The 18488-nt window shown below is 54.6% G+C and carries 17 protein-coding genes, 1 other RNA gene and 2 riboswitches; of the genes, 11 read left to right on the forward strand and 7 right to left on the reverse strand.

All coding sequences use genetic code 11. The annotated features are described in order from the left end of the window. Nucleotides 1-108, reverse strand: a riboswitch (glycine riboswitch). 21 nt (nucleotides 109-129) lie between these two features. Further along, nucleotides 130-216, reverse strand: a riboswitch (glycine riboswitch). A gap of 187 nt (nucleotides 217-403) precedes the next feature. The 8 genes from BMW46_RS03245 (at nucleotide 404) to metW (ending at nucleotide 9181) form a co-directional block, all read left to right on the forward strand. Then, a complete protein-coding gene (locus BMW46_RS03245; protein WP_143049082.1) occupies nucleotides 404-2185 on the forward strand; it encodes an AAA family ATPase in 1782 nt (593 codons plus the stop codon). 104 nt (nucleotides 2186-2289) lie between these two features. After that, nucleotides 2290-3585 carry a glutamate--cysteine ligase gene (gene gshA, locus BMW46_RS03250; RefSeq protein ID WP_074705620.1) on the forward strand — a complete coding sequence of 432 codons (1296 nt, stop codon included), beginning with the start codon at nucleotides 2290-2292 and terminating at the stop codon, nucleotides 3583-3585. A gap of 264 nt (nucleotides 3586-3849) precedes the next feature. Further along, nucleotides 3850-4800, forward strand: coding sequence for a glutathione synthase (gene gshB / locus BMW46_RS03260; protein ID WP_074704707.1), 951 nt, complete (start codon nucleotides 3850-3852; stop codon nucleotides 4798-4800). Nucleotides 4801-4848: 48 nt separating this feature from the next. Beyond that, nucleotides 4849-5241, forward strand: coding sequence for a PTS sugar transporter subunit IIA (locus BMW46_RS03265; protein WP_074704710.1), 393 nt, complete (start codon nucleotides 4849-4851; stop codon nucleotides 5239-5241). Between the two features lie 3 nt (nucleotides 5242-5244). Then, entirely contained in the window at nucleotides 5245-5514 is a 270-nt protein-coding gene (locus BMW46_RS03270) for an HPr family phosphocarrier protein (protein ID WP_074704713.1), read from the forward strand. Next, a complete protein-coding gene (gene ptsP / locus BMW46_RS03275; protein WP_074704715.1) occupies nucleotides 5511-7238 on the forward strand; it encodes a phosphoenolpyruvate--protein phosphotransferase in 1728 nt (575 codons plus the stop codon). Before BMW46_RS03270 ends, ptsP begins: the two co-directional genes overlap by 4 nt. Before the next feature lie 192 nt (nucleotides 7239-7430). Beyond that, nucleotides 7431-8564 (forward strand): homoserine O-succinyltransferase MetX, encoded by a 1134-nt coding sequence (metX, locus tag BMW46_RS03280; protein WP_074704718.1) that lies wholly within the window; start codon nucleotides 7431-7433, stop codon nucleotides 8562-8564. Nucleotides 8565-8578: 14 nt separating this feature from the next. Continuing rightward, the gene (gene metW / locus BMW46_RS03285) at nucleotides 8579-9181 is read left to right on the forward strand and encodes a methionine biosynthesis protein MetW (RefSeq protein ID WP_074705622.1); all 603 of its coding nucleotides are present in this window, start codon (nucleotides 8579-8581) and stop codon (nucleotides 9179-9181) included. Between the two features lie 32 nt (nucleotides 9182-9213). On the opposite strand, the gene BMW46_RS03290 is transcribed toward metW, so the two are convergent. After that, the gene (locus BMW46_RS03290; protein WP_074704721.1) at nucleotides 9214-10596 is read right to left on the reverse strand and encodes an AmpG family muropeptide MFS transporter; all 1383 of its coding nucleotides are present in this window, start codon (nucleotides 10594-10596) and stop codon (nucleotides 9214-9216) included. Continuing rightward, nucleotides 10596-11441 (reverse strand): exodeoxyribonuclease III, encoded by an 846-nt coding sequence (locus tag BMW46_RS03295; RefSeq protein ID WP_256376936.1) that lies wholly within the window; start codon nucleotides 11439-11441, stop codon nucleotides 10596-10598. The genes BMW46_RS03290 and BMW46_RS03295 overlap by 1 nt, the downstream gene beginning before the upstream one ends. A gap of 23 nt (nucleotides 11442-11464) precedes the next feature. Between BMW46_RS03295 and pyrE the strand changes: the two genes are divergently transcribed. Continuing rightward, nucleotides 11465-12148, forward strand: coding sequence for an orotate phosphoribosyltransferase (gene pyrE / locus BMW46_RS03300; RefSeq protein ID WP_074704724.1), 684 nt, complete (start codon nucleotides 11465-11467; stop codon nucleotides 12146-12148). Nucleotides 12149-12155: 7 nt separating this feature from the next. Here the strand turns inward: pyrE and BMW46_RS03305 are convergent, their stop codons facing one another. Next, nucleotides 12156-12629, reverse strand: a complete 474-nt coding sequence (locus BMW46_RS03305; protein ID WP_074704726.1) for an LEA/WHy family protein — start codon at nucleotides 12627-12629, stop codon at nucleotides 12156-12158. A gap of 155 nt (nucleotides 12630-12784) precedes the next feature. Between BMW46_RS03305 and rnpB the strand changes: the two genes are divergently transcribed. After that, nucleotides 12785-13085, forward strand: an RNA gene (rnpB, locus tag BMW46_RS03310) — RNase P RNA component class A. Nucleotides 13086-13322: 237 nt separating this feature from the next. Then, nucleotides 13323-13919, forward strand: a complete 597-nt coding sequence (locus tag BMW46_RS03315; protein WP_074704729.1) for a hypothetical protein — start codon at nucleotides 13323-13325, stop codon at nucleotides 13917-13919. Between the two features lie 279 nt (nucleotides 13920-14198). Here BMW46_RS03315 and spt read toward each other — a convergent pair whose 3' ends face one another. From spt to BMW46_RS03335, 4 genes are read right to left on the reverse strand one after another with little or no spacing between them, the layout of a single operon-like run. Beyond that, on the reverse strand, nucleotides 14199-15386 hold the full coding sequence (spt, locus tag BMW46_RS03320; protein ID WP_081355655.1) for a serine palmitoyltransferase: 1188 nt from the start codon (nucleotides 15384-15386) through the stop codon (nucleotides 14199-14201). Next, nucleotides 15383-15637 (reverse strand): acyl carrier protein, encoded by a 255-nt coding sequence (locus tag BMW46_RS03325; RefSeq protein WP_074704732.1) that lies wholly within the window; start codon nucleotides 15635-15637, stop codon nucleotides 15383-15385. The genes spt and BMW46_RS03325 overlap by 4 nt, the downstream gene beginning before the upstream one ends. 29 nt (nucleotides 15638-15666) lie before the next feature. Then, nucleotides 15667-16581 (reverse strand): NAD-dependent epimerase/dehydratase family protein, encoded by a 915-nt coding sequence (locus BMW46_RS03330; protein WP_074704734.1) that lies wholly within the window; start codon nucleotides 16579-16581, stop codon nucleotides 15667-15669. A 7-nt stretch (nucleotides 16582-16588) separates the two neighbouring features. Then, the gene (locus BMW46_RS03335; RefSeq protein WP_074705627.1) at nucleotides 16589-18415 is read right to left on the reverse strand and encodes a fatty acyl-AMP ligase; all 1827 of its coding nucleotides are present in this window, start codon (nucleotides 18413-18415) and stop codon (nucleotides 16589-16591) included. Nucleotides 18416-18488: the final 73 nt, after the last annotated feature.

An 18488-nucleotide genomic window follows, 5' to 3' on the forward strand; every position in this document is an offset into this window, starting at 1 on the left:
CCTCACCCCTCTGTCCTTTTTACCTGAGAGATTACGGGCAGGATTTTCCCTGCTCCGTCTGCCCCTTCGGTGGCCAGCCCAATGCTGGCACTCTCCAGATTGCCTTTTCGCAAGCGGTTATCAGGGATCAAGATCGACATGATCTGCGCCTGAGCGATTCCGGGGGGTTGCGCCTTCGGCGGCGACGATGAGTTCGCGCTCTTCCGCTTGGATATAAATGGCGAAATTCGAACTATACCCTAGCATGCGGGATCAATACAAGGTTTAAAGCTCCTTTGGAACTCCTTTAGAAGCCAAGCTCACGGATGGTTTCGTTCCGTTTTTTGTATAGATGGGATATCAGGTTCATCAAGGAATTTTATGTTCCATAGTGTATCTTATTCAGAATTCTTGATTAGAGTTCTTGACAGCAGTCAAGCGACCCTACGAGACCCACCCCAAAGGCGGATCGGACAACGAGGCGGCAATGTATCTTGATCATTTCGGTTTATCCAGGCAGCCATTTTCTCAATCGTCAGCCACTGATCGTGACTGTTTCTATGAAGGAGGAGGGCGAGGCGCAACTCTGGATGCCCTTATTTATGTATTGACGCACGGCGAAGGCGAAGAGGGGATGATTGCTCTCACCGGCGAATCGGGTAGCGGCAAAACCGTGCTATGCCAGACGTTGATGAAATGGCTGTCCGATAGCATGCGGGTTATTTATTCTGCAAAGAAAAACCCATCGCAGGAAGCTTTACTGAATTCCATAATGGACGAATTGAAGCTTCAATCGGAGAAAGAAGGTCTGGTTCTTCCACCCGCCCCGGCTGATGGCGATGAACTGCAGGAGATTCTTGCCGCCGTGCAGGCTGGGGACAGGCAAGTCGTATTGCTGATAGATGAAGCGCATACTCTGCCAGCAGAAACGCTGGAAGCGCTGTGGCTGTTATACGAACGGACATCATCCCACCATAAATTACTGCAGATCGTTCTGGTGGGTGAACCGGGGCTGGAACGCACCCTGGCTTCACAGCAGTTTACCAAGATCAGAAAAGCGGTTCGCCATCGTTATGTTTTGCAGCTACTGGATCGCGAAGCCGCGAGCGAATATCTGCTCTATCGGATGAGCGCGATCGCAGGCTATGAAGGACCGGACATTTTTTCACCTGCTGCGCTGCGATTGATCGACGTTGCCGCCGGCGGACTGTTGCGCCAGCTGAATACGATCGCCGACAAGTCGCTGATAGCAGCGTTTCTTGCGCAGGCTTCGAGCGTGGAGGCGGTTCATGTCAGAAAAGTGATAACGGATCTCGGGCTCAAACCGCATCTCGATTGGAGGGACAAGCGCAACCGCCCCGATTTCGTGGGACATCTTATAGCCGGCGGGGGCGCCGCATCCTGTGCGGCAGTCGTAATAGTGCTGGGTGTCGCGGGTTGGCAAGCCTCGCATCCTCAATCGGCAGGCATTGACAATGCCTCTGCTTCCGTGCCGTTTGAAGCGGCGGCGCCGTCAACATTGTCTGCTCCCGCTGCCACGATTTATCCTACAACGATCACGACCACTCCCCCAAACGTTCTCGCAAACGCTCCATCTTCCTCTTCCATTTCCGCCGCCACTCCGCTTCCCACCGGCGGGAGCAGCAAGGAATCCGGGGGAAAGATACCCCCTGCCAGCAACACCACCGCCAAGACTACTACGGATAAGACCGCTACGGATAAGGATAGGGCAAATAAGGAAACTGTCGCCAAGATCGGAACTGATAAAACCCCCCCCGGAAGCGGAAAGGCAGCGGCGACAGGCACGGCTGCACGAAGCGGGCTTTCTGTCGAAGATCAGCCCGCTGGAGATGCAGCAAACACTATTGCAGGAGTCGATCTGGCGGAGTACAAGCTGCTGAAACAACGGGTCGAGGCGACCCTCGGAGCTTTCTCCAAGGCGGACCGGAATCTGTACACTATCGTGCTATACACCACCAGCAATGTCCAGCCTGATCGCATAGAGCGGTTTCTGGTGCGAGCCCGTGCGCTGGTTGATTTGTCGAATATTTATGTTTCTCCCCTTTCCAGGAACAAGACCGGGTTTATCGTCACCTACGGCCTTTATCCGGACGAGTACGAAGCGAGCATGGCGGTAGCTGGACTTCCCGAGAAATACCAGACCGCTTTCGATCCGGAATTGCGTACCTTGGGTGAACTGAAATAATCTGGCCACACATTGTCCAGACGCCCCAGCTTTGTGGGAGGAGCGGCTTATTCCCTGCTTTCCTGATGTTACAATCGCCGTTTCCTGTTAAGCCCGCTTCCTTCATGCCTACCCCCTATCTTGATACTGCCTTGAGCGGTCCCATTCTTGATCTTGAAAAATGCATCCTCAATGCCATGCCTTCGATCGAGCAATGGTTGCGCAATGAATGGCAGACGCATGCTGCGCCTTTTTACTGCTCCGTGGATTTGCGCAATAGCGGGTTCAAGCTGGCGCCCGTCGATACCAACCTGTTTCCAGGCGGCTTCAATAATCTCAACCGCGAATTCATGCCTTTATGCGTCCAGGCGATGATGGCGGCAATCGATAAAATCTGTACCGGCGAGCGCAGCGTGCTGCTGATTCCGGAGAGTCACACGCGCAATATTTTTTATTTGCAAAATCTGGCGACCTTGCACGCAATCATGCGGCACGCAGGCATTCATGTCCGTATCGGAACCCTGCTCCCTGAGATTACCGCACCTACTGCGCTCGACCTGCCAGGTGGAAACAAGCTCACGCTCGAACCCATCCAGCGGAAGGGCGATCGGGTCGTTCTGGAAGATTTCGATCCCTGCGTCGTGCTTCTCAACAACGACCTTTCCACCGGCACACCAGCCGTCCTGCGGAATCTCGAGCAGACGATCATTCCTCCCCTGCATGCGGGATGGACCAGTCGGCGGAAATCCCATCATTTCACCGCCTACGATAACGTCTCCCAGCAGTTTGCGAGCCTGATCGGTATTGACCCGTGGCTTATCAATCCTTATTTCGCTTCCTGCGGAAAAATCAACTTTCGCGAAAAAAAGGGTGAAGATTGCGTGGCCAATACGGTGGATGAAATCCTCCACCAGATCCGGGAGAAATATGCCGAGTATGGAGTCAGGAAAGATCCCTTCGTGATTGTGAAGGCCAATGCCGGTACGTACGGAATGGGGATAATGACCATAAAAGATGGCGCAGAGGTGCGCACACTCAGCCGGAAACAGCGCAACAAGATGGCGGTCGTAAAAGAAGGATTGCCGGTGACCGATATCATGGTGCAGGAAGGGGTTTATACGTTTGAAAATGTCGACGATGCCGTGGCGGAGCCCGTCATCTACATGATCGATCGCTATGTCGTCGGTGGTTTCTATCGGGTGCATACCGAGCGGGGCGTCGACGAGAATCTCAATGCTCCCGGCATGCATTTTGTACCGCTGGCATTCGAAGATACCTGTCTTCTACCGGATCGGGAAGCGCAGCCGGGTTGCAGCGCCAACCGGTTTTATGCTTATGGCGTCATAGCCCGGCTGGCTTTGCTGGCGGCTGCACAAGAACTGGAAAAAAGTGAGGCGAGAATCGAAGCCGTCGTGGCTTAGTGCAGTCTCATTCATTCATTTTCTCCGGATTTTCCTTGGGAAGTTTCCTTGAAAAAGAATCCCGAAAATGGATAGTGGCTCATCTGCAGGGGGGAGTCCGTTAAAAATCGCCCCGGTTTGATGAAAGAGGCAAGCAATCTGCCCCAGATGCTATGCTGATAACAGCCTCCCGCACATTTTGGTTTGATAACGCACGTTTTGTTCACTCTCCCGCCCCTGATGCCTCACCTTCATCCCATTCTCATATAATCCCCCTGATAACTCATGAGATTTGCCTTTGTTCTTGATCACCTCGATTCAATCAAAACGCGCAAGGATTCGAGCGTGGCCATCATGCGCGAGGCGGCAGCAAGGGGTCACACGTTATTCTCGATGCAACAGGGAGACCTCGCTTGGCAGCGAGGGAATACAGTCGGTTTCGCGCGCACGCTCGAATTGACCGGTGAGGACCCTCAGGGACGGCTGTGGTATCGGGTGGATGAGCCGGAAGAAATACCGCTTCAGGAATTCGATGCCGTACTGATGCGCAAGGATCCGCCGTTTGATATGGAGTATATCTACAGCACTTACTTGCTGGAACTGGCTGAAACGCGCGGTGCCCATGTCATCAACAGCGCGCGCGCAATCCGCGACCATAACGAGAAGCTTGCGGTGGCGAAGTTTCCCGAGTATGCCGTGGAAACGCTGGTAACGCGAAGCGAAAGCCTGCTTCGCCATTTTCTTGCAGAGCACGACGACATCATTCTCAAGCCACTTGACGGCATGGGTGGCGCAAGCGTGTTTCGTGTTCACCGGGGGGAGCACAATATCGGGGTGATAATAGAAACATTGACGCACTACGGTACAAAGACCATTATGGCTCAACGGTATATCCACGAAATCACCCAGGGAGACAAGCGCATCCTGTTGATCGCGGGCGAGCCCGTCCCTTATACACTTGCCCGTATCCCGAAGCCCGGAGAATTCCGGGGTAATCTGAGTGTGGGTGCTACCGGCATCGCTCAGCCACTCAGTCCGCGGGATCGTGAGATTGCCGAAGCACTCGGTCCCGCGTTGTTCAATGAAGGTTTGATGCTGGTGGGACTGGATGTCATCGGGGATTATCTTACCGAGATCAATGTCACCAGTCCTACGGGTATGAGGGAAATTTCAGACCAGACCGGCTTCAATGTGGCTGGAATGATGGTGGATGCCCTCGAAAAGATGCTGCGTTGATCCATTCTGTTGTCTTTGTCTTCTTGTTGCCTGAGTGCTGACAATACCATGATCGGGATTCTGATTATTTCTCACGGCAATCTGGGCGAAAGTCTTGTCGAGAGCGCCAACCACGTGATGGGAAAGAAATTGCCGGATCTGGCGCACATTGCCATTCATCCTCACGATGATCCTGACGTTATCCTTTCAAAAGCAGTGGAATCGGTAAGAGAACTGGATAGCGGCGAAGGCGTGCTGGTATTGAGCGACATCTGCGGCGCAACCCCGTGCAATATAGCCACCCGGCTCGCTGCTTCCACAGAAAGGGTGATATGTCTTGCGGGAGTGAATCTACCCATGCTGGTGCGGGCGCTTACCTATCGCGCCGAGCTGTTGGAATCGGTGGCGGAGAAGGCGCTGGCAGGCGGACGGGACGGCGTTTTTCGTATAAACCCAAGTTGATAAATGCAATATAAAGAGATCAAGATCCTGAACAAACTGGGGATGCACGCCCGTGCTTCCGCCAAATTCACCCAGTTGGCCAGCCGGTACCGGAGCGATGTATGGTTGTCCCGAAACGATCGCAAAGTCAACGCAAAAAGCATCATGGGCGTCATGATGCTGGCGGCGAACCAGGGCGCGACCCTGGTCATTGAAACCGCGGGTGAAGACGAGATTGAGGCAATGCAGGCCTTGGTACAACTGATCGAGGATCGCTTCGGAGAAAGCGAATGAGCTTTGTACTGCATGGCGTGGGTGTTTCGGGAGGTATCGCCATAGGCCATGCCCATCTTGCGTCTCATGCCGCGCTGGAGGTCGCCCACCACGTCCTGCCCGAGGATCAGGTCACCAATGAAATCTCCCGGCTGGATACCGCTTTCACAACCGTTCGCAAAGAGCTTCAGGCATTGCACGACACGGTCGTCAGCGGACCCGCGGCCGCCGAATACGAAGCATTCCTCGAGTTGCACCGGATGATTCTGGATGATCCCACGCTCTCGACTGCGGCAAAAGCGTATATTGCACAGAATCAGTGCAATGCCGAATGGGCCATTACCCAGCAGATGGGGGTATTGATGGCGCAGTTCGAGGAAATAGAAGACCCCTATCTGCGCGAACGTAAAACGGACGTCATCCAGGTGGTGGAGCGCGTTCTCAAGGTATTGCTGGGACATCCCGGATATATTCCCCCTTCGCAAAAACGAGATGGCGACAGTGTCCTGGTAGCGCACGACTTGAGTCCGGCCGATGTGCTTCAATACAAGCAGCATTCGTTTACTGCATTCCTGACGGATCTTGGCGGCCTGACTTCGCATACCGCCATTGTCGCTCGCAGCCTGAACATCCCCTCCGTCGTCGCGCTTCACCATGCCCGCCGCCTCATCCGGGAAAATGACGTTCTGATTGTGGATGGCAACCAGGGTGTGGTCATCGTAGATCCGGACGAGCATGTGCTTGCGGAATATCGGCTGCGCCAGAGCGAGCTGGAACTGGAAAAACAGAAACTCAAGCGCTTGAGGACGACGGTCGCGGCGACGCTGGATGGCACGATAGTGGAACTGTATGCAAATATCGAGTTGCCGCAGGACGTCGATCAGGTCAAAGAAAATGGAGCGACCGGCGTCGGCCTCTTTCGGAGTGAATTTCTGTTCCTCAATCGGGACAGCTTGCCTGATGAAGAAGAGCAATTCGAAGCTTATCGAACCGTGGCGCGAAAAATGCGGGGAATGCCGGTAACGGTGCGTACGTTCGATCTTGGCGCTGACAAGAACCTGGACCATGCCAAACGGGTAGCGGCGAATCCCGCGCTGGGGCTGCGCGCCATCCGGTTGAGCCTGGCTGAACCCCAGATGTTCAATATCCAGTTGCGCGCTATTTTACGCGCCTCGCGCTATGGGCAGATCCGAATTCTGGTGCCGATGCTTTCCAATGTTGCTGAAATAACGCAGACGCTGCATTTGATCGAGAGCGCCAAACAAAGCCTGCGTAACGAAAAAATTCCTTTTGACGAAAAAGTGCAGGTGGGAGGAATGATAGAAATTCCAGCCGCTGCGCTGAGTCTTGACATTTTCATGCGCAAGCTCGATTTTCTGTCAATCGGCACCAATGATCTCATTCAGTATACGCTGGCGATAGATCGCGCCGATGACAGTGTCGCGCATCTCTATGATTCGCTGCATCCTGCGGTGCTGCGGTTGGTCGCGCATGTCATACGCAGCGCGAACCGGGTAGGCATACCCGTGTCTGTGTGCGGCGAGATCGCAGGGGATGTGGTGTTTACCCGTCTGCTGCTCGGTTTCGGCTTACGGGTGTTTTCCATGCACCCCGCCCAACTGCTGACCGTAAAACGTGAAGTCTTGCGCGCAAATCTGCCCGCCCTCATTCCGATCACGCAAAAAATACTGAAAACCGCTGATCCGGAGAAAATTCACGCACTGCTGGCGAAGCTCAACGGTTGAACGATCGGTTCCCTGCTCCATTTCACAGAATGCCGATGTATATGAGCAGTGTGTACGACTATAATTGCCGGTTACAATCAGGCGATGCGATTATTTGACAGAAGGGGAATTCCTGCACAAAGCCGGTTTTAATTTTCTGAAGACCGAGCTGGGGAAGGAACAAATCGTGACGTCAGCCTCCTGACCTTTTTCATGCTCATGCAAGATTCGAATTCATTCAGTACTGTTACTCCACAGGTTGCGCGTTTTGACACGCCTCTGCATTTGAAAAGCGGCGCGGTGCTCGACAGCTACGAGCTGGTGTACGAAACATACGGGGAGCTCAACGCGGGGCGGTCGAATGCCGTACTGGTATGCCACGCCCTTTCAGGAAACCATCATCTTGCAGGTCTTTACGACGATAACCCCAAGAGTGCCGGCTGGTGGAACAATATGATCGGGCCGGGCAAATCGATCGATACTCAGAAATTTTTCGTAATCGGGGTAAACAACCTGGGCGGTTGTCATGGATCCACCGGGCCGGCGAGTATCGATGTCAGGACTGGAAAGTGTTACGGCCCGAATTTTCCGGTTGTGACAGTGGAAGACTGGATACAGACACAGGTCCGCCTTGCCGATTATCTGGGCATCGATCAGTTTGCCGCTGTGGCTGGCGGCAGTCTTGGCGGAATGCAGGCTTTGCAGTGGACACTTGATTTTCCCGAGAGGGTGCGCCACGCGCTGGTCATCGCCGCGGCTGCAAAGTTGACTGCGCAGAACATCGCATTCAACGATGTGGCACGCCAGGCTATCATTACCGATCCTGATTTTCATGGGGGCGACTATTATTCACACGGCGTCATTCCGCGGAGAGGATTACGCCTGGCGCGCATGCTGGGGCATATCACCTACCTCTCGGACGACTCGATGGCGGCCAAATTCGGCCGGGAACTGCGGAATGGAGCACTTGCCTTCGGTTACGATGTGGAGTTCGAAATAGAATCGTATCTTCGTTATCAGGGAGATAAATTCGCCAGCCAGTTCGATGCGAACACGTATCTGCTGATGACAAAGGCGTTAGACTATTTTGACCCTGCCTTCCCGCACAACAACGACCTGAGCGCCGCATTCCGATTTGCCAAGGCGAATTTCCTGGTGCTGTCGTTTACTACCGATTGGCGTTTTTCCCCGGAGCGCTCGCGCGCCATCGTAAGAGCGCTGCTGGACAACGAACTGAACGTCAGTTATGCCGAAATTACATCCAGCCATGGCCACGACTCGTTCCTCATGGAGGATCGGCATTATCACAGGCTGGTGCGGGCTTACATGGATAACGTTGTCGTATGAAGAAATCCCCTGGCATGAATTCATCGCTTAATGCTGCCCGGCCCGATTTTGCCCTCATTGCAGCATGGGTCAAACCGGGGTCCAAGGTACTCGATCTGGGCTGCGGCGACGGTTCGCTCATCCGTTTTTTGCGGGACTCCCGTGGCTCGCGCGGCTACGGAGTGGAAATTGATGATGCCAACGTCTTGGCCTGCTTCAATAACGGCGTGAATGTGATTCAAAGCGACCTGGAGTCCGGCTTGCAGAGTTTTGAATCGGGGTCGTTTGACTACGTGGTGCTCTCGCAAACCCTGCAGGCTGTAAAAAATACCGAGAACATCATCAAGGAAATGCTCCGTGTAAGCAAGGAAGGCATCGTGTCATTCCCCAATTTCGGTTATTGGAAAAACCGTTTGCAGGTGCTTTCCGGTCATATGCCGGTTTCCGAAGCACTGCCCTATCAATGGTTCGATACTCCCAATATTCATAACTGCACTCTGGGTGATTTCGAGGAATTCTGCGGCCAGCACGGCGCACGCATTCTCGAACGCAGGGTAATGAGCGGAAACCATCAGATCACGTTCATGCCCAACCTGCTGGGAATGTTAGCCTTTTACCGGTTCGAACAGCAGAAATAGGTACTTCGTGAAGGCTGTTTTCCGGAAAAACTTCAATTCCCCGGAAATTCTGCGCGCTCGAATCTTGCACGGCCCGCCAGCCAGACCAGAACCAGCACCGGCAGGCCGAGCAGCGCCGTGCCGGTAAAGAAGCTGGCATAACCGTAAGCATCCACGAAGTCTCCGCTGAATCCGGCGATAAATTTCGGCAATAACAGCATCACTGAACTGAACAGGGCGTATTGGGTAGCGGAATAGGCAGAATTGGTCAGGCCGGAAAGATAAGCGATAAAAGCGGAGGATGCTATCCCGGCTGAGAGATTGTCCGCCGATACGGTGAAGATCAGGCCAGTCAAGTCATGCCCGCGTGCTGCCAGCCAGACAAACAGCAGATTGGTTGCCGCGGACAAAACCCCTCCCAGAAACAGTGTGCGCATGATGCCGATTTTTGCTGTCAGAACGCCACCCAGCGCTGCGCCTGCGATAGTCATGAGGACGCCATAGACCTTGGAAACCGTCGCCACTTCGTCTTTCGTATACCCCATGTCGACGTAGAAAGGGTTGCTCATGACACCCATTACCACGTCGGAAATGCGGTAGACCGCGATCAGGGCGAGAATCAGCAGAGCCTGGCCGCCATAGCGGACAATAAAGTCGCGGAAAGGGGCGATCACGGCTCCATACAGCCAGGCCAGCATCTGCTTGAGCGTCGTGCTGATCCGCCAATGCGCAATGGCGGCCCTCGCGCGATCTTCATTTTCTGAAATCAGGCGGGTGATAGGAACCTCCGGCTCGCGGATGATGAGCGTAGTGATGATCCCTACCGCCATGCAGGCGGCCATGCTCAGGTAGGCGATACGCCAGGTCGCGTAGTCGTAGATGTCTGCTGATGAGCCTGCGGCGGCGGCTATCCACAGTGCGCCAGCGGAAGCCAGAATCATTGCCAGGCGATACCCCGCCTGATAGGTCGCTGCCATTGCGCCCTGGAGCCTGGGTGCTACCGCCTCAATCCGGTATGCATCTAGGGCAATGTCCTGGGTTGCGGAGGCGAAGGCCGCCGCCAGGGCAAAAAAGACTGTATGCGAAAGATTTCGGAGTGGATCGGTAAGCGCGATGCCGATGAGGGCAAGCGCGATAACGATTTGTGACAGTAAAAGCCATGCGCGGCGCCGGCCCAGCCATCGCGTCAATAATGGCAAAGGCAGGCGATCCACGAGTGGAGACCACATCCATTTGAAGCCGTAAGCCAGCCCGATCCAGCTCAGGTGGCCTATGGTGGAACGATCGATTCCCGCTTCCCGCAGCCAGAAGGAAAGCGTGCCCATCACCAGGAGCAGGGGCAATCCCGCCGAGAAGCCGAGAGACAGCATTCCCAGCACTCGGGGATGGGTATAGATGCGAAAAGCGTGCAGCCAACTCGAAAGGGTAGCGGGCATTATTCTGGATCAGTCATTCTGGCGGGGATTTCCGGCATTATCGGTGGTTCGCGGCAAGTCGCCGGATCAGGCGATAAGCTGTAATCGTAGTCAATGATCAGCGGGGAATGATCGGAGAAACGTTCGGTCTTGTAAATCGAAACCGCGTTGGCCTTGACTGCGATACCGGGGGTGGCGATCTGATAATCGATGCGCCAGCCGACGTTCTTCGCCCAGGCCTGCCCGCGGTTGGACCACCAGGTATACTGGTCCGGATCCGGATTTATCCGGCGGAAGACATCAACGAATCCAAGCTCCTGAAACACATCGGTAAGCCAGGCGCGCTCCTGCGGCAGGAAGCCGGAATTCTTCTGGTTGGAACGCCAATTCCTGAGATCGATTTCCTTGTGGGCGATGTTCCAGTCTCCGCACAAAATAATCTCGCTGCCGCATGCTGCCAATTTCTTAAGCATGGGAAAAAATTGCTCCATGAAGAAATATTTGACGGCCTGCCGATGTTCACCCGCGGAACCGGACGGAAAATAGATCGAGATGACGCTCAGGTGCCCGAAATCGACGCGCAGGTAACGCCCCTCCGCATCGATCTCCGGTACGCCGACTCCCTCGGTCACGTTGCCCGGTTTATGGCGTGTGTAAATGCCCACTCCGCTATATCCTCTTTTTTCAGCACAGTGGAAGTAGCCGTGGTAGCCATCGGGGGAGACCACTTCCCCGGTAATATCGCCCACCTGAGCCTTGAGTTCCTGCACACAGACGATATCTGCGTCCTGCAAAGCCAGCCAGCGGAAAAAACCCTTGTTGGCAGCGGAGCGTATTCCGTTGAAGTTAAGCGTTATAATTCGCACGTCGATTTCCCGAAGCCATTATCATGCCCGATTTTCGAAAGGAGTTCATCGAGTTCGCCATCGGCCGGAATGTTCTGTGCTTTGGCGAATTTCAAACCAAAGCAGGACGTATTTCGCCGTATTTTTTTAATGCGGGACTGTTCAACGATGGGGAATCTCTCGGAAAGCTGGGACAATTTTACGCCAAAGCCATCCTTGCTGCCCAGCTTCCGTTTGACATGCTTTTCGGTCCCGCCTATAAGGGCATTCCGCTCGTAAGTTCCATTGCCATTGCCCTGGCTGCCGGGGGCAACAACTACTCCTTCTGTTTCAACCGCAAAGAGGCGAAAGACCACGGAGAAGGAGGAAATCTTGTGGGCGCGCCTCTCGCCGGGCGGGTGCTGATTGTGGATGATGTGATTTCCGCCGGCACATCGGTGCGGGAATCGGTCGAGTATATTCATGCCGCAGGTGCCACCCCCGCAGGGGTGGCCATCGCCCTGGACCGCATGGAGCGGGGTAAAGGCGAGCTTTCCGCCGTGCAGGAAGTGCGCCGCATGTATGGAATTCCTGTCACGAGCATCGTCAATCTGGAAAACATCGTCGATTACCTGCGTGAGCAGCGGAATCTGGCGCATCACCTGCCGGCTGTGGAGCAATATCGCACCCGGTATTCCTCCGGAATGGTAGAACCGATTGAATGCGGCGGCACTCAACGCGCGGACTGAGGGTTTTTTACCGGGCCTCCTCCGCTGGCAGGGCGGGGAGCGTGATTTCACCCTTTACATCAAAATGGCGTCCGATGGCAAAGCCCGGCGCACCCAGCTGACCCCGCAATTCGTAATCGGTCTTTCGGTGATCGCCCGCAGTCAGACGGAATACATGACGAATGATAGCGGTGGCAGGAACCGTTACCGGAACAATGATGACCGTTTCGCCAAAGCGGGGGATCGTGCCCTGCTGATCGCTCACTCCGCTGGCAAAGCTCATTCCCCGCAGATCCAGGTCGAGCGCAACGCCATCATAGTCCAGCGGAACGGCGCCATGGTTCTGGATTCTCAGGCTGACTGCAAAGCGTGCCTCCATGCCTTTTCCTTCAAGAGGTTCAAGCCCGGCAACGGAGATTCGCAACGGCTCCTGCGGTCTGAGACCCGCGCACGCGGAAAGGCAAAAAATCAGGGCTGATATGACCAGTACGCTTCGTCTCATGATTCCACCTGTTTGGCAACGGGAAGATCATACCCGAATATTTCATTTTGCGAGTTCACTGCGTGCACGCATTTTTATTCCGTTGAGCGTGGTCATTGGAGGCAGGGGAAAGCGGAGGTTTGCGGCGGACACGGGCTTTAGGCTATCATTGGACTGAAGCTGGCCAGACAGTCGCTGCCTGTCCTCGGTGACGAGTGCAGGGAGAGGAAAGTCCGGGCTCCGCAGAGCAGGATGCCGGTTAACGGCCGGCCGCCGTAAGGTGAGGAACAGGGCCACAGAGACGAGCGTATTAAGTTACGGTGAAACGCGGTAACCTCCATCCGGAGCAAGACCAAATAGGCAGGCGATGATGCTGCTCGTTGAGCCTGCGGGTAGGTTGCTTGAGCGTGCGGGTGACTGCACGCCTAGAGGAATGACTGTCCTTGACAGAACCCGGCTTATCGGCCAGCTTCTTTCCGGAATTTCCGATAATTCTGACTCCATAAAGGCGAAAGCGACGGCACGCCGATTGCAATCTCTCTGCATATTCCGGGCAGCAGAAAACAGCCAGAATATATCTCTCTCCGCCCTTCCGCAGCCTGTTGCCTGAACATTCTCTGTTTCCTTTTCCGGACAGGTTTGTTATACAATCGACGATTGCTCCCGCTTGTGCGGGGCGTCAGATTAAATTGCGGACACAAAACCGGAGATATTATGAAGAAAATTTTTGAGTGGGCTGCCGGGCTGGCAGGGGCTATGATGATAGCTCTCGTGGCTGTTCCCGCCCATGCACAACTCATGCTTGCGCATGAAGGCCACCATTCAGGCGATTGTGCCATCAAATCGGGCGCCTTTCCTGTATCCTTCACCGCCTATGAGAAACCCAAGGGCGAGCTTCCGCCCACTCATGCCTATTGTGACCATGTTCCCGAAACCGGAGAGCTGTATTTCACGGTGGATCTGACCGATCCTGAATCCCGCGAAATTCCCATCGCGATGCGCCTTGTGATGGAAGGGCATGGAGAGGAAGGGCATGAAATCATGTCGATACCTGCCAAACCCTATCCTTCCGGAAGCATTACATTTACCGTAAACCTGGAAGAACTAGGGCAGTACGCGTTGCTGCTGGAAACCGAGAAGGACGGTAAGATGACTCCCGCGGTACGCATTCCCGTACATGTGGGCGGAGGTGGTGGCCATGATGGACACGGCGGTGGTATCGGCATGACAGAGATTGCGCTGATACTGGGTGTGGCTGGCGTAGCAGCCTTCTTTCTGCTGCGTCGGCGGACGAGCGCCAAAATGTCCTGAGCAAGGCAGAATCAGCGCTATTCAATCCTCGATCCGCGAAATTAAAAGCACGCACTTCCGCGGATTCTTCTGAACGAGCGGCGGCGGGGTTTTAAGGGATTATCTATTTTCCCTTCTTGACCTCGGCGCCGTTTTTTTATTCGTCATTGGGCCTACTCCGGATCTTACAGCATACTCCGGTGACTAACGTGGAGTGGATGGTGTAAGGTAGGATAGTAAGATGAGAATCTTCCTTTCCAGGCTGGCTTTCAATGCGTGCGTCTGAAAAACAAAAGGTCCTTACTGGAAAATAGTCTCGCGCAACTTGGCGAAAGTTTTGCCGACATGATTCATCTGCTCGCTGGTATGAACGGCGCTTACACTGCAACGTACCAACGAATTGCCCTCCGGCGTTGCGGGTGGCAAAACCAGATTCACATAGATACCATGTTCAAGCAGTCCTTTCCACAGTGCCAGCGCCTGTTGCGGCGTCTCAAGGATTGTTGCGATAACAGGGCTTGGCTCCGGTCCCAGGCGATAACCCAGTTCCTTAAGTTGCGAGTAGAGCTGGTGCACATTCTTCCAGAGTTGCCGGCGTAATTCGACACCCTCCCTCAGCAGCCTGAGAGCTGCACGGGTTGAGGCGATGGTGGCAGGCGTAGGCGAGGCAGTGAAAATATAAGGGCGGCTCACATAGCGCAACTGATCCAGTTGCGGATGATTGCTCACACAGTAGCCGCCGATCCCGCCCAGGCTTTTACTGAAGGTCCCTGTGATGAAGTCTACTCTATCGAGGAGGCCTGTTTCTTCTACCAGACCTTGTCCGGTCTCACCCAGTACCCCCAGGGAATGCGCTTCATCAAGAAGAAGCGTGCTGTTATACGCATCCTTTACCTTGACGATATCCGCCAGCGGCGCACGGTCTCCAAGCATACTGTAGATGCCCTCGGCAATGATGAGGGTGGAGCGCGATCGTTCTCCCAAGCGGCGGAGACGCTTTTCCAGATCTGCTGCATCGTTGTGTCTGAAGCGGATTATTTCGGCGCCGCTCAACCGGCAGCCATCGTAGATGCTTGCGTGGGAATCGCCGTCAATAAGAACGATGTCACCGGGCCCGGCCAAGCCTGAGATGGTCGCAAGGTTGGCCTGATACCCCGTGGTAAATACGATGCAGGACCGGCATTGATAAAACTCGGCAAACTCGCGCTCGAGGGCACGATGGCCGCTGTAACTGCCATTGGCCATGCGCGAACCGGTTGTACCCGTACCTTCACTGTGAATCGCTTCCTGCGCTGCATCCCGGCACTCCTGCGCGAAGGTAAGGCCTAGATAATTATTTGTTCCCAGAAACAATATCCGATGGTCCCCGATCCTGGCTTCGGTCGAGGAATAAACTTCTTCTATGGGCGTTCCAAAAACCTCAATACCCTCAGGCAGCAAGGCTTTTCTCGCTGCCGCCACGGCATCCAGCTTATCTAGCAAACTCATTGTTTTTGAGACCTTATCCGATGGATCAAGTTGGCGAGCTCATGAACGGTCTGTACATCCGCAAGAGCATTGATCGGTACGGAAATGTCGAATTCGTCCTCGATTTCCATGATCAGGTTCAGCAATTTTACAGAATCGATTGCCAGCTCGTTAATAAGATCGGTCTGTGGTGTGATTTCCACCTCCGGACCGGCAAGCTGTTTGAGGTGATGGCAAAGTTTTTGCAGAACGTCGTTATAATCGTTCAACATCTGGATTCAAAATGATTCGATGATTGAAATTAGACCGCTTGTGGCAAAGCGTCGCGAAGGTGGATGCAGGGTCGCCAATCAGGGAGTGCCCGGGTCAAGGGATCAATATCACAAACCCAGTCGGGGTGACGCAATTCTCTCACTTTTCCCGGTGTCAGCATAGGTGAATAGCTTAGCAATCTGGCAGACCACAAGTTGACGTTTGCGATCAATGAAACCAGTGGTGCGGGGAAAAAGATGCAGTATACGGGGCGTTTCCACACTTCCTGCGCAATATTGGCTACTGCCTGGCTGTCGTAACCTCCCGGCCTACCATCATCAAGCTCGTAGGTACCTTGTACCGGCACGGCAGTCGAAAGCCAGCAGGTGATGGCTGCTACCAGATCGGCGACATGCAGTAATCCAAACCGCATGTCAGGTTGTCCCACCATTGGCAAGATACCGCGGCGCGTTATCCTGAAAAGCGGGCTCATTTCCTTATCTCCGGGGCCATAAACAGCTGTAGGACGAAAAATGGCACAGGCCATACCAGCCGAACGCTCATTTATCAATCGTTCAGCCATGTGCTTGCTCATGGCATACCAGGAAAGCTCGGGTTGCCGGGCGGCCAGAGAAGAAATCAGCAGGAAACGTGGAGGCGGGTTTTGTTCCAGAGAAGCCTGCATCAGGTTGATCGTACCGTCCACATTGGTACGGACAAAGCTCTCGAGAGAGCTTCCCCGAACCTGACCGGCGCAATGCACAACGGCCGAGACACCTGTTACGAGCTTTCGCAATGCATCGAGGTTATGTAAGTCGCCTTCTATCCATTGCGTGGACCCGTCATCGACGCGCCCACGTCTTGTCAGAGCCCTGACTTTCCATCCTTCCTTTATCAGGGACTGCAGCAGAGCATTTCCGATAAAGCCAGTGGCGCCGGTAACGGCGACCCAGGACTCCGACATACGCCGATTATTTGTCCCCGGACTCGGCAGATAGCTGGTCTGTCATCTGCGTTCGCTGGATAAAGCCCTGGCGTGCCGCAAAACGGGACAGTTTTCCGGAGGAAGTACGCGGCAGGGTGTGCGGTGGAACCAGTTCCACCAAGCAGTTCACGCCAAACGCCATGTAGACCAGACGTTGCAGACGGCTGGTAAGGGACTGGCGATCCGTTATCGAGGTAAGCCGGCATTCGATGACCAGGACAATGGTCGTGACGTCATTGGCGTCAGTAACCCCGAAGGCAGACGCTTCACGCGTTCTCACCTCGGGTTGCTGTTCGGCAAGCTCCTCGATATCCTGCGCGCGGATATTACGCCCATTGACGATGATTACATCGGTGCGACGCCCGGTGATGTATAGATCCCCTTCAAAGAGGAACCCCAGATCACCGGTATCCAGCCAGTTCCCGGGTTTGAGTGTCTTGCAGGTGTCTTCCGGATTGTTGAAATAACCTGTCATGATACTGCTGCCCTGCACGAGTACGCTGCCCACGCGCAAATCAGGAAGCTGCTGGCCGGCCTCGTCGACCACTTTGACGATATGCTCCGGCAAGGCGCGGCCGCAGTTGACAAATTCACTATACTTCCGGCCTTCCACCTGTAATCGTACTGCCATTTTCCTGTCAACGAGGGTTGCCGCGTCGACTCGCAGACTCTGAAAACCTTGGCCAACCTCGGAGAAAGTAACGGCGAGCGTCGATTCAGCCAGCCCATAGCAGGGGAGGAATGCGCGCGCGTCAAAACCGGCGGGCGCAAATTTTTCCGCAAAATTCCTCAAAGTGTCCGGCCGGATCATTTCCGCGCCGACTCCTGCTGCACGCCAACTGCTGAGGTCAAGATCTTCCAGGTCGGAATCGCGCACGCGAAGTGTACAGAGCTTGAGCCCAAAAGGTTGGCTGAACGCGACGGTGGCGCGATTTCTGCTGATCAGGCGCAGCCATTGCAGCGGCCTGATTGCAAAATCACGGGTAGCCAGATAATCAACGGAAACCTGCGCCACCATGGGCGCCATTACCATGCCGACCAGGCCCATGTCATGATAAAACGGCAGCCAGGATGCGCAGCGGTCTCCTGCCCGGATATTCAGACCGTGACGGACAATGCCCTGAAGGTTGCTCATCAGTGCACCTTCGGTAATTACTACTCCACGCGGCATGCGCGTGCTTCCCGAAGTAAATTGCAGGTATGCGATTTCATCCGGACTATTTGGTGCGAGCTCAGTAGTCAGCGCCGGCAGTTCCCCGAGTTGCTCTGGCGTTCCCACCCAGCGCAGATGTTGCGACTCCTCGGCCGCTTCTTTCAAGAAACCGACATAGTCAACGTTCGCCAGCGCGGCGCTTGCCTGACCCGCCTCCAGCATTCCGCGCAACTGCCGAACATAGACCGCATGGCTGCCGAGGTTGACAGGAACAGGCATTGCATAAGGCACCAGTCCTGCATAGCGGCATGCATAAAAGATTTCCACGAATTCCGGCGTCGTGTCGGCAATAATCGCAACACGATCCCCTCTCGCCAACCCAAGCCCGAGCAACTGCCGCGCCGCTGTTTGGGCATTTTGCCTTAATGCCTGATAGGGAAGAACGGAGCGGAGATTACCCTTGGCATCATAAAAGTTATATCCCGCTGTACCTGCCGCCGCATACTCGAGCGCAGCGATCAAGGTGTCGAAGTCGGCTAATCTCTGAGCTTGAGTGTTATAAGTAGGTGTGGGGATCGCAGCTGCCGGCTGCTCGCTTGATAATTGAGGGTTAAACGCTTGCGTCAGCGGAGCGTTCAACTTCGCTATTGTTGAACTCAAGGTCTTCCCCTCCAAATTAATCGTACTAGTCATCTTTTTATAATATAAGGATTCCAGTCGGGCAATCGTTGTT

Source organism: Nitrosospira multiformis (assembly GCF_900111585.1).
In the GTDB taxonomy this organism is placed as follows: domain Bacteria; phylum Pseudomonadota; class Gammaproteobacteria; order Burkholderiales; family Nitrosomonadaceae; genus Nitrosospira; species Nitrosospira multiformis_B.

What these genes read in the sequence shown, in the direction of transcription:
- gshB (WP_074704707.1), top strand. Translation starts at nt 3,850, where the DNA reads ATGAGATTTGCCTTTGTTCTTGATCACCTCGATTCAATCAAAACGCGC.
- BMW46_RS03270 (WP_074704713.1), top strand. Translation starts at nt 5,245, where the DNA reads ATGCAATATAAAGAGATCAAGATCCTGAACAAACTGGGGATGCACGCC.
- metX (WP_074704718.1), top strand. Translation starts at nt 7,431, where the DNA reads ATGCTCATGCAAGATTCGAATTCATTCAGTACTGTTACTCCACAGGTT.
- metW (WP_074705622.1), top strand. Translation starts at nt 8,579, where the DNA reads ATGAATTCATCGCTTAATGCTGCCCGGCCCGATTTTGCCCTCATTGCA.
- pyrE (WP_074704724.1), top strand. Translation starts at nt 11,465, where the DNA reads ATGCCCGATTTTCGAAAGGAGTTCATCGAGTTCGCCATCGGCCGGAAT.
- BMW46_RS03330 (WP_074704734.1), bottom strand. Translation starts at nt 16,581, where the DNA reads ATGTCGGAGTCCTGGGTCGCCGTTACCGGCGCCACTGGCTTTATCGGA.
- gshA (WP_074705620.1), top strand. Translation starts at nt 2,290, where the DNA reads ATGCCTACCCCCTATCTTGATACTGCCTTGAGCGGTCCCATTCTTGAT.
- BMW46_RS03305 (WP_074704726.1), bottom strand. Translation starts at nt 12,629, where the DNA reads ATGAGACGAAGCGTACTGGTCATATCAGCCCTGATTTTTTGCCTTTCC.
- BMW46_RS03315 (WP_074704729.1), top strand. Translation starts at nt 13,323, where the DNA reads ATGAAGAAAATTTTTGAGTGGGCTGCCGGGCTGGCAGGGGCTATGATG.
- spt (WP_081355655.1), bottom strand. Translation starts at nt 15,386, where the DNA reads ATGAGTTTGCTAGATAAGCTGGATGCCGTGGCGGCAGCGAGAAAAGCC.
- BMW46_RS03265 (WP_074704710.1), top strand. Translation starts at nt 4,849, where the DNA reads ATGATCGGGATTCTGATTATTTCTCACGGCAATCTGGGCGAAAGTCTT.
- BMW46_RS03325 (WP_074704732.1), bottom strand. Translation starts at nt 15,637, where the DNA reads ATGTTGAACGATTATAACGACGTTCTGCAAAAACTTTGCCATCACCTC.
- BMW46_RS03290 (WP_074704721.1), bottom strand. Translation starts at nt 10,596, where the DNA reads ATGCCCGCTACCCTTTCGAGTTGGCTGCACGCTTTTCGCATCTATACC.
- ptsP (WP_074704715.1), top strand. Translation starts at nt 5,511, where the DNA reads ATGAGCTTTGTACTGCATGGCGTGGGTGTTTCGGGAGGTATCGCCATA.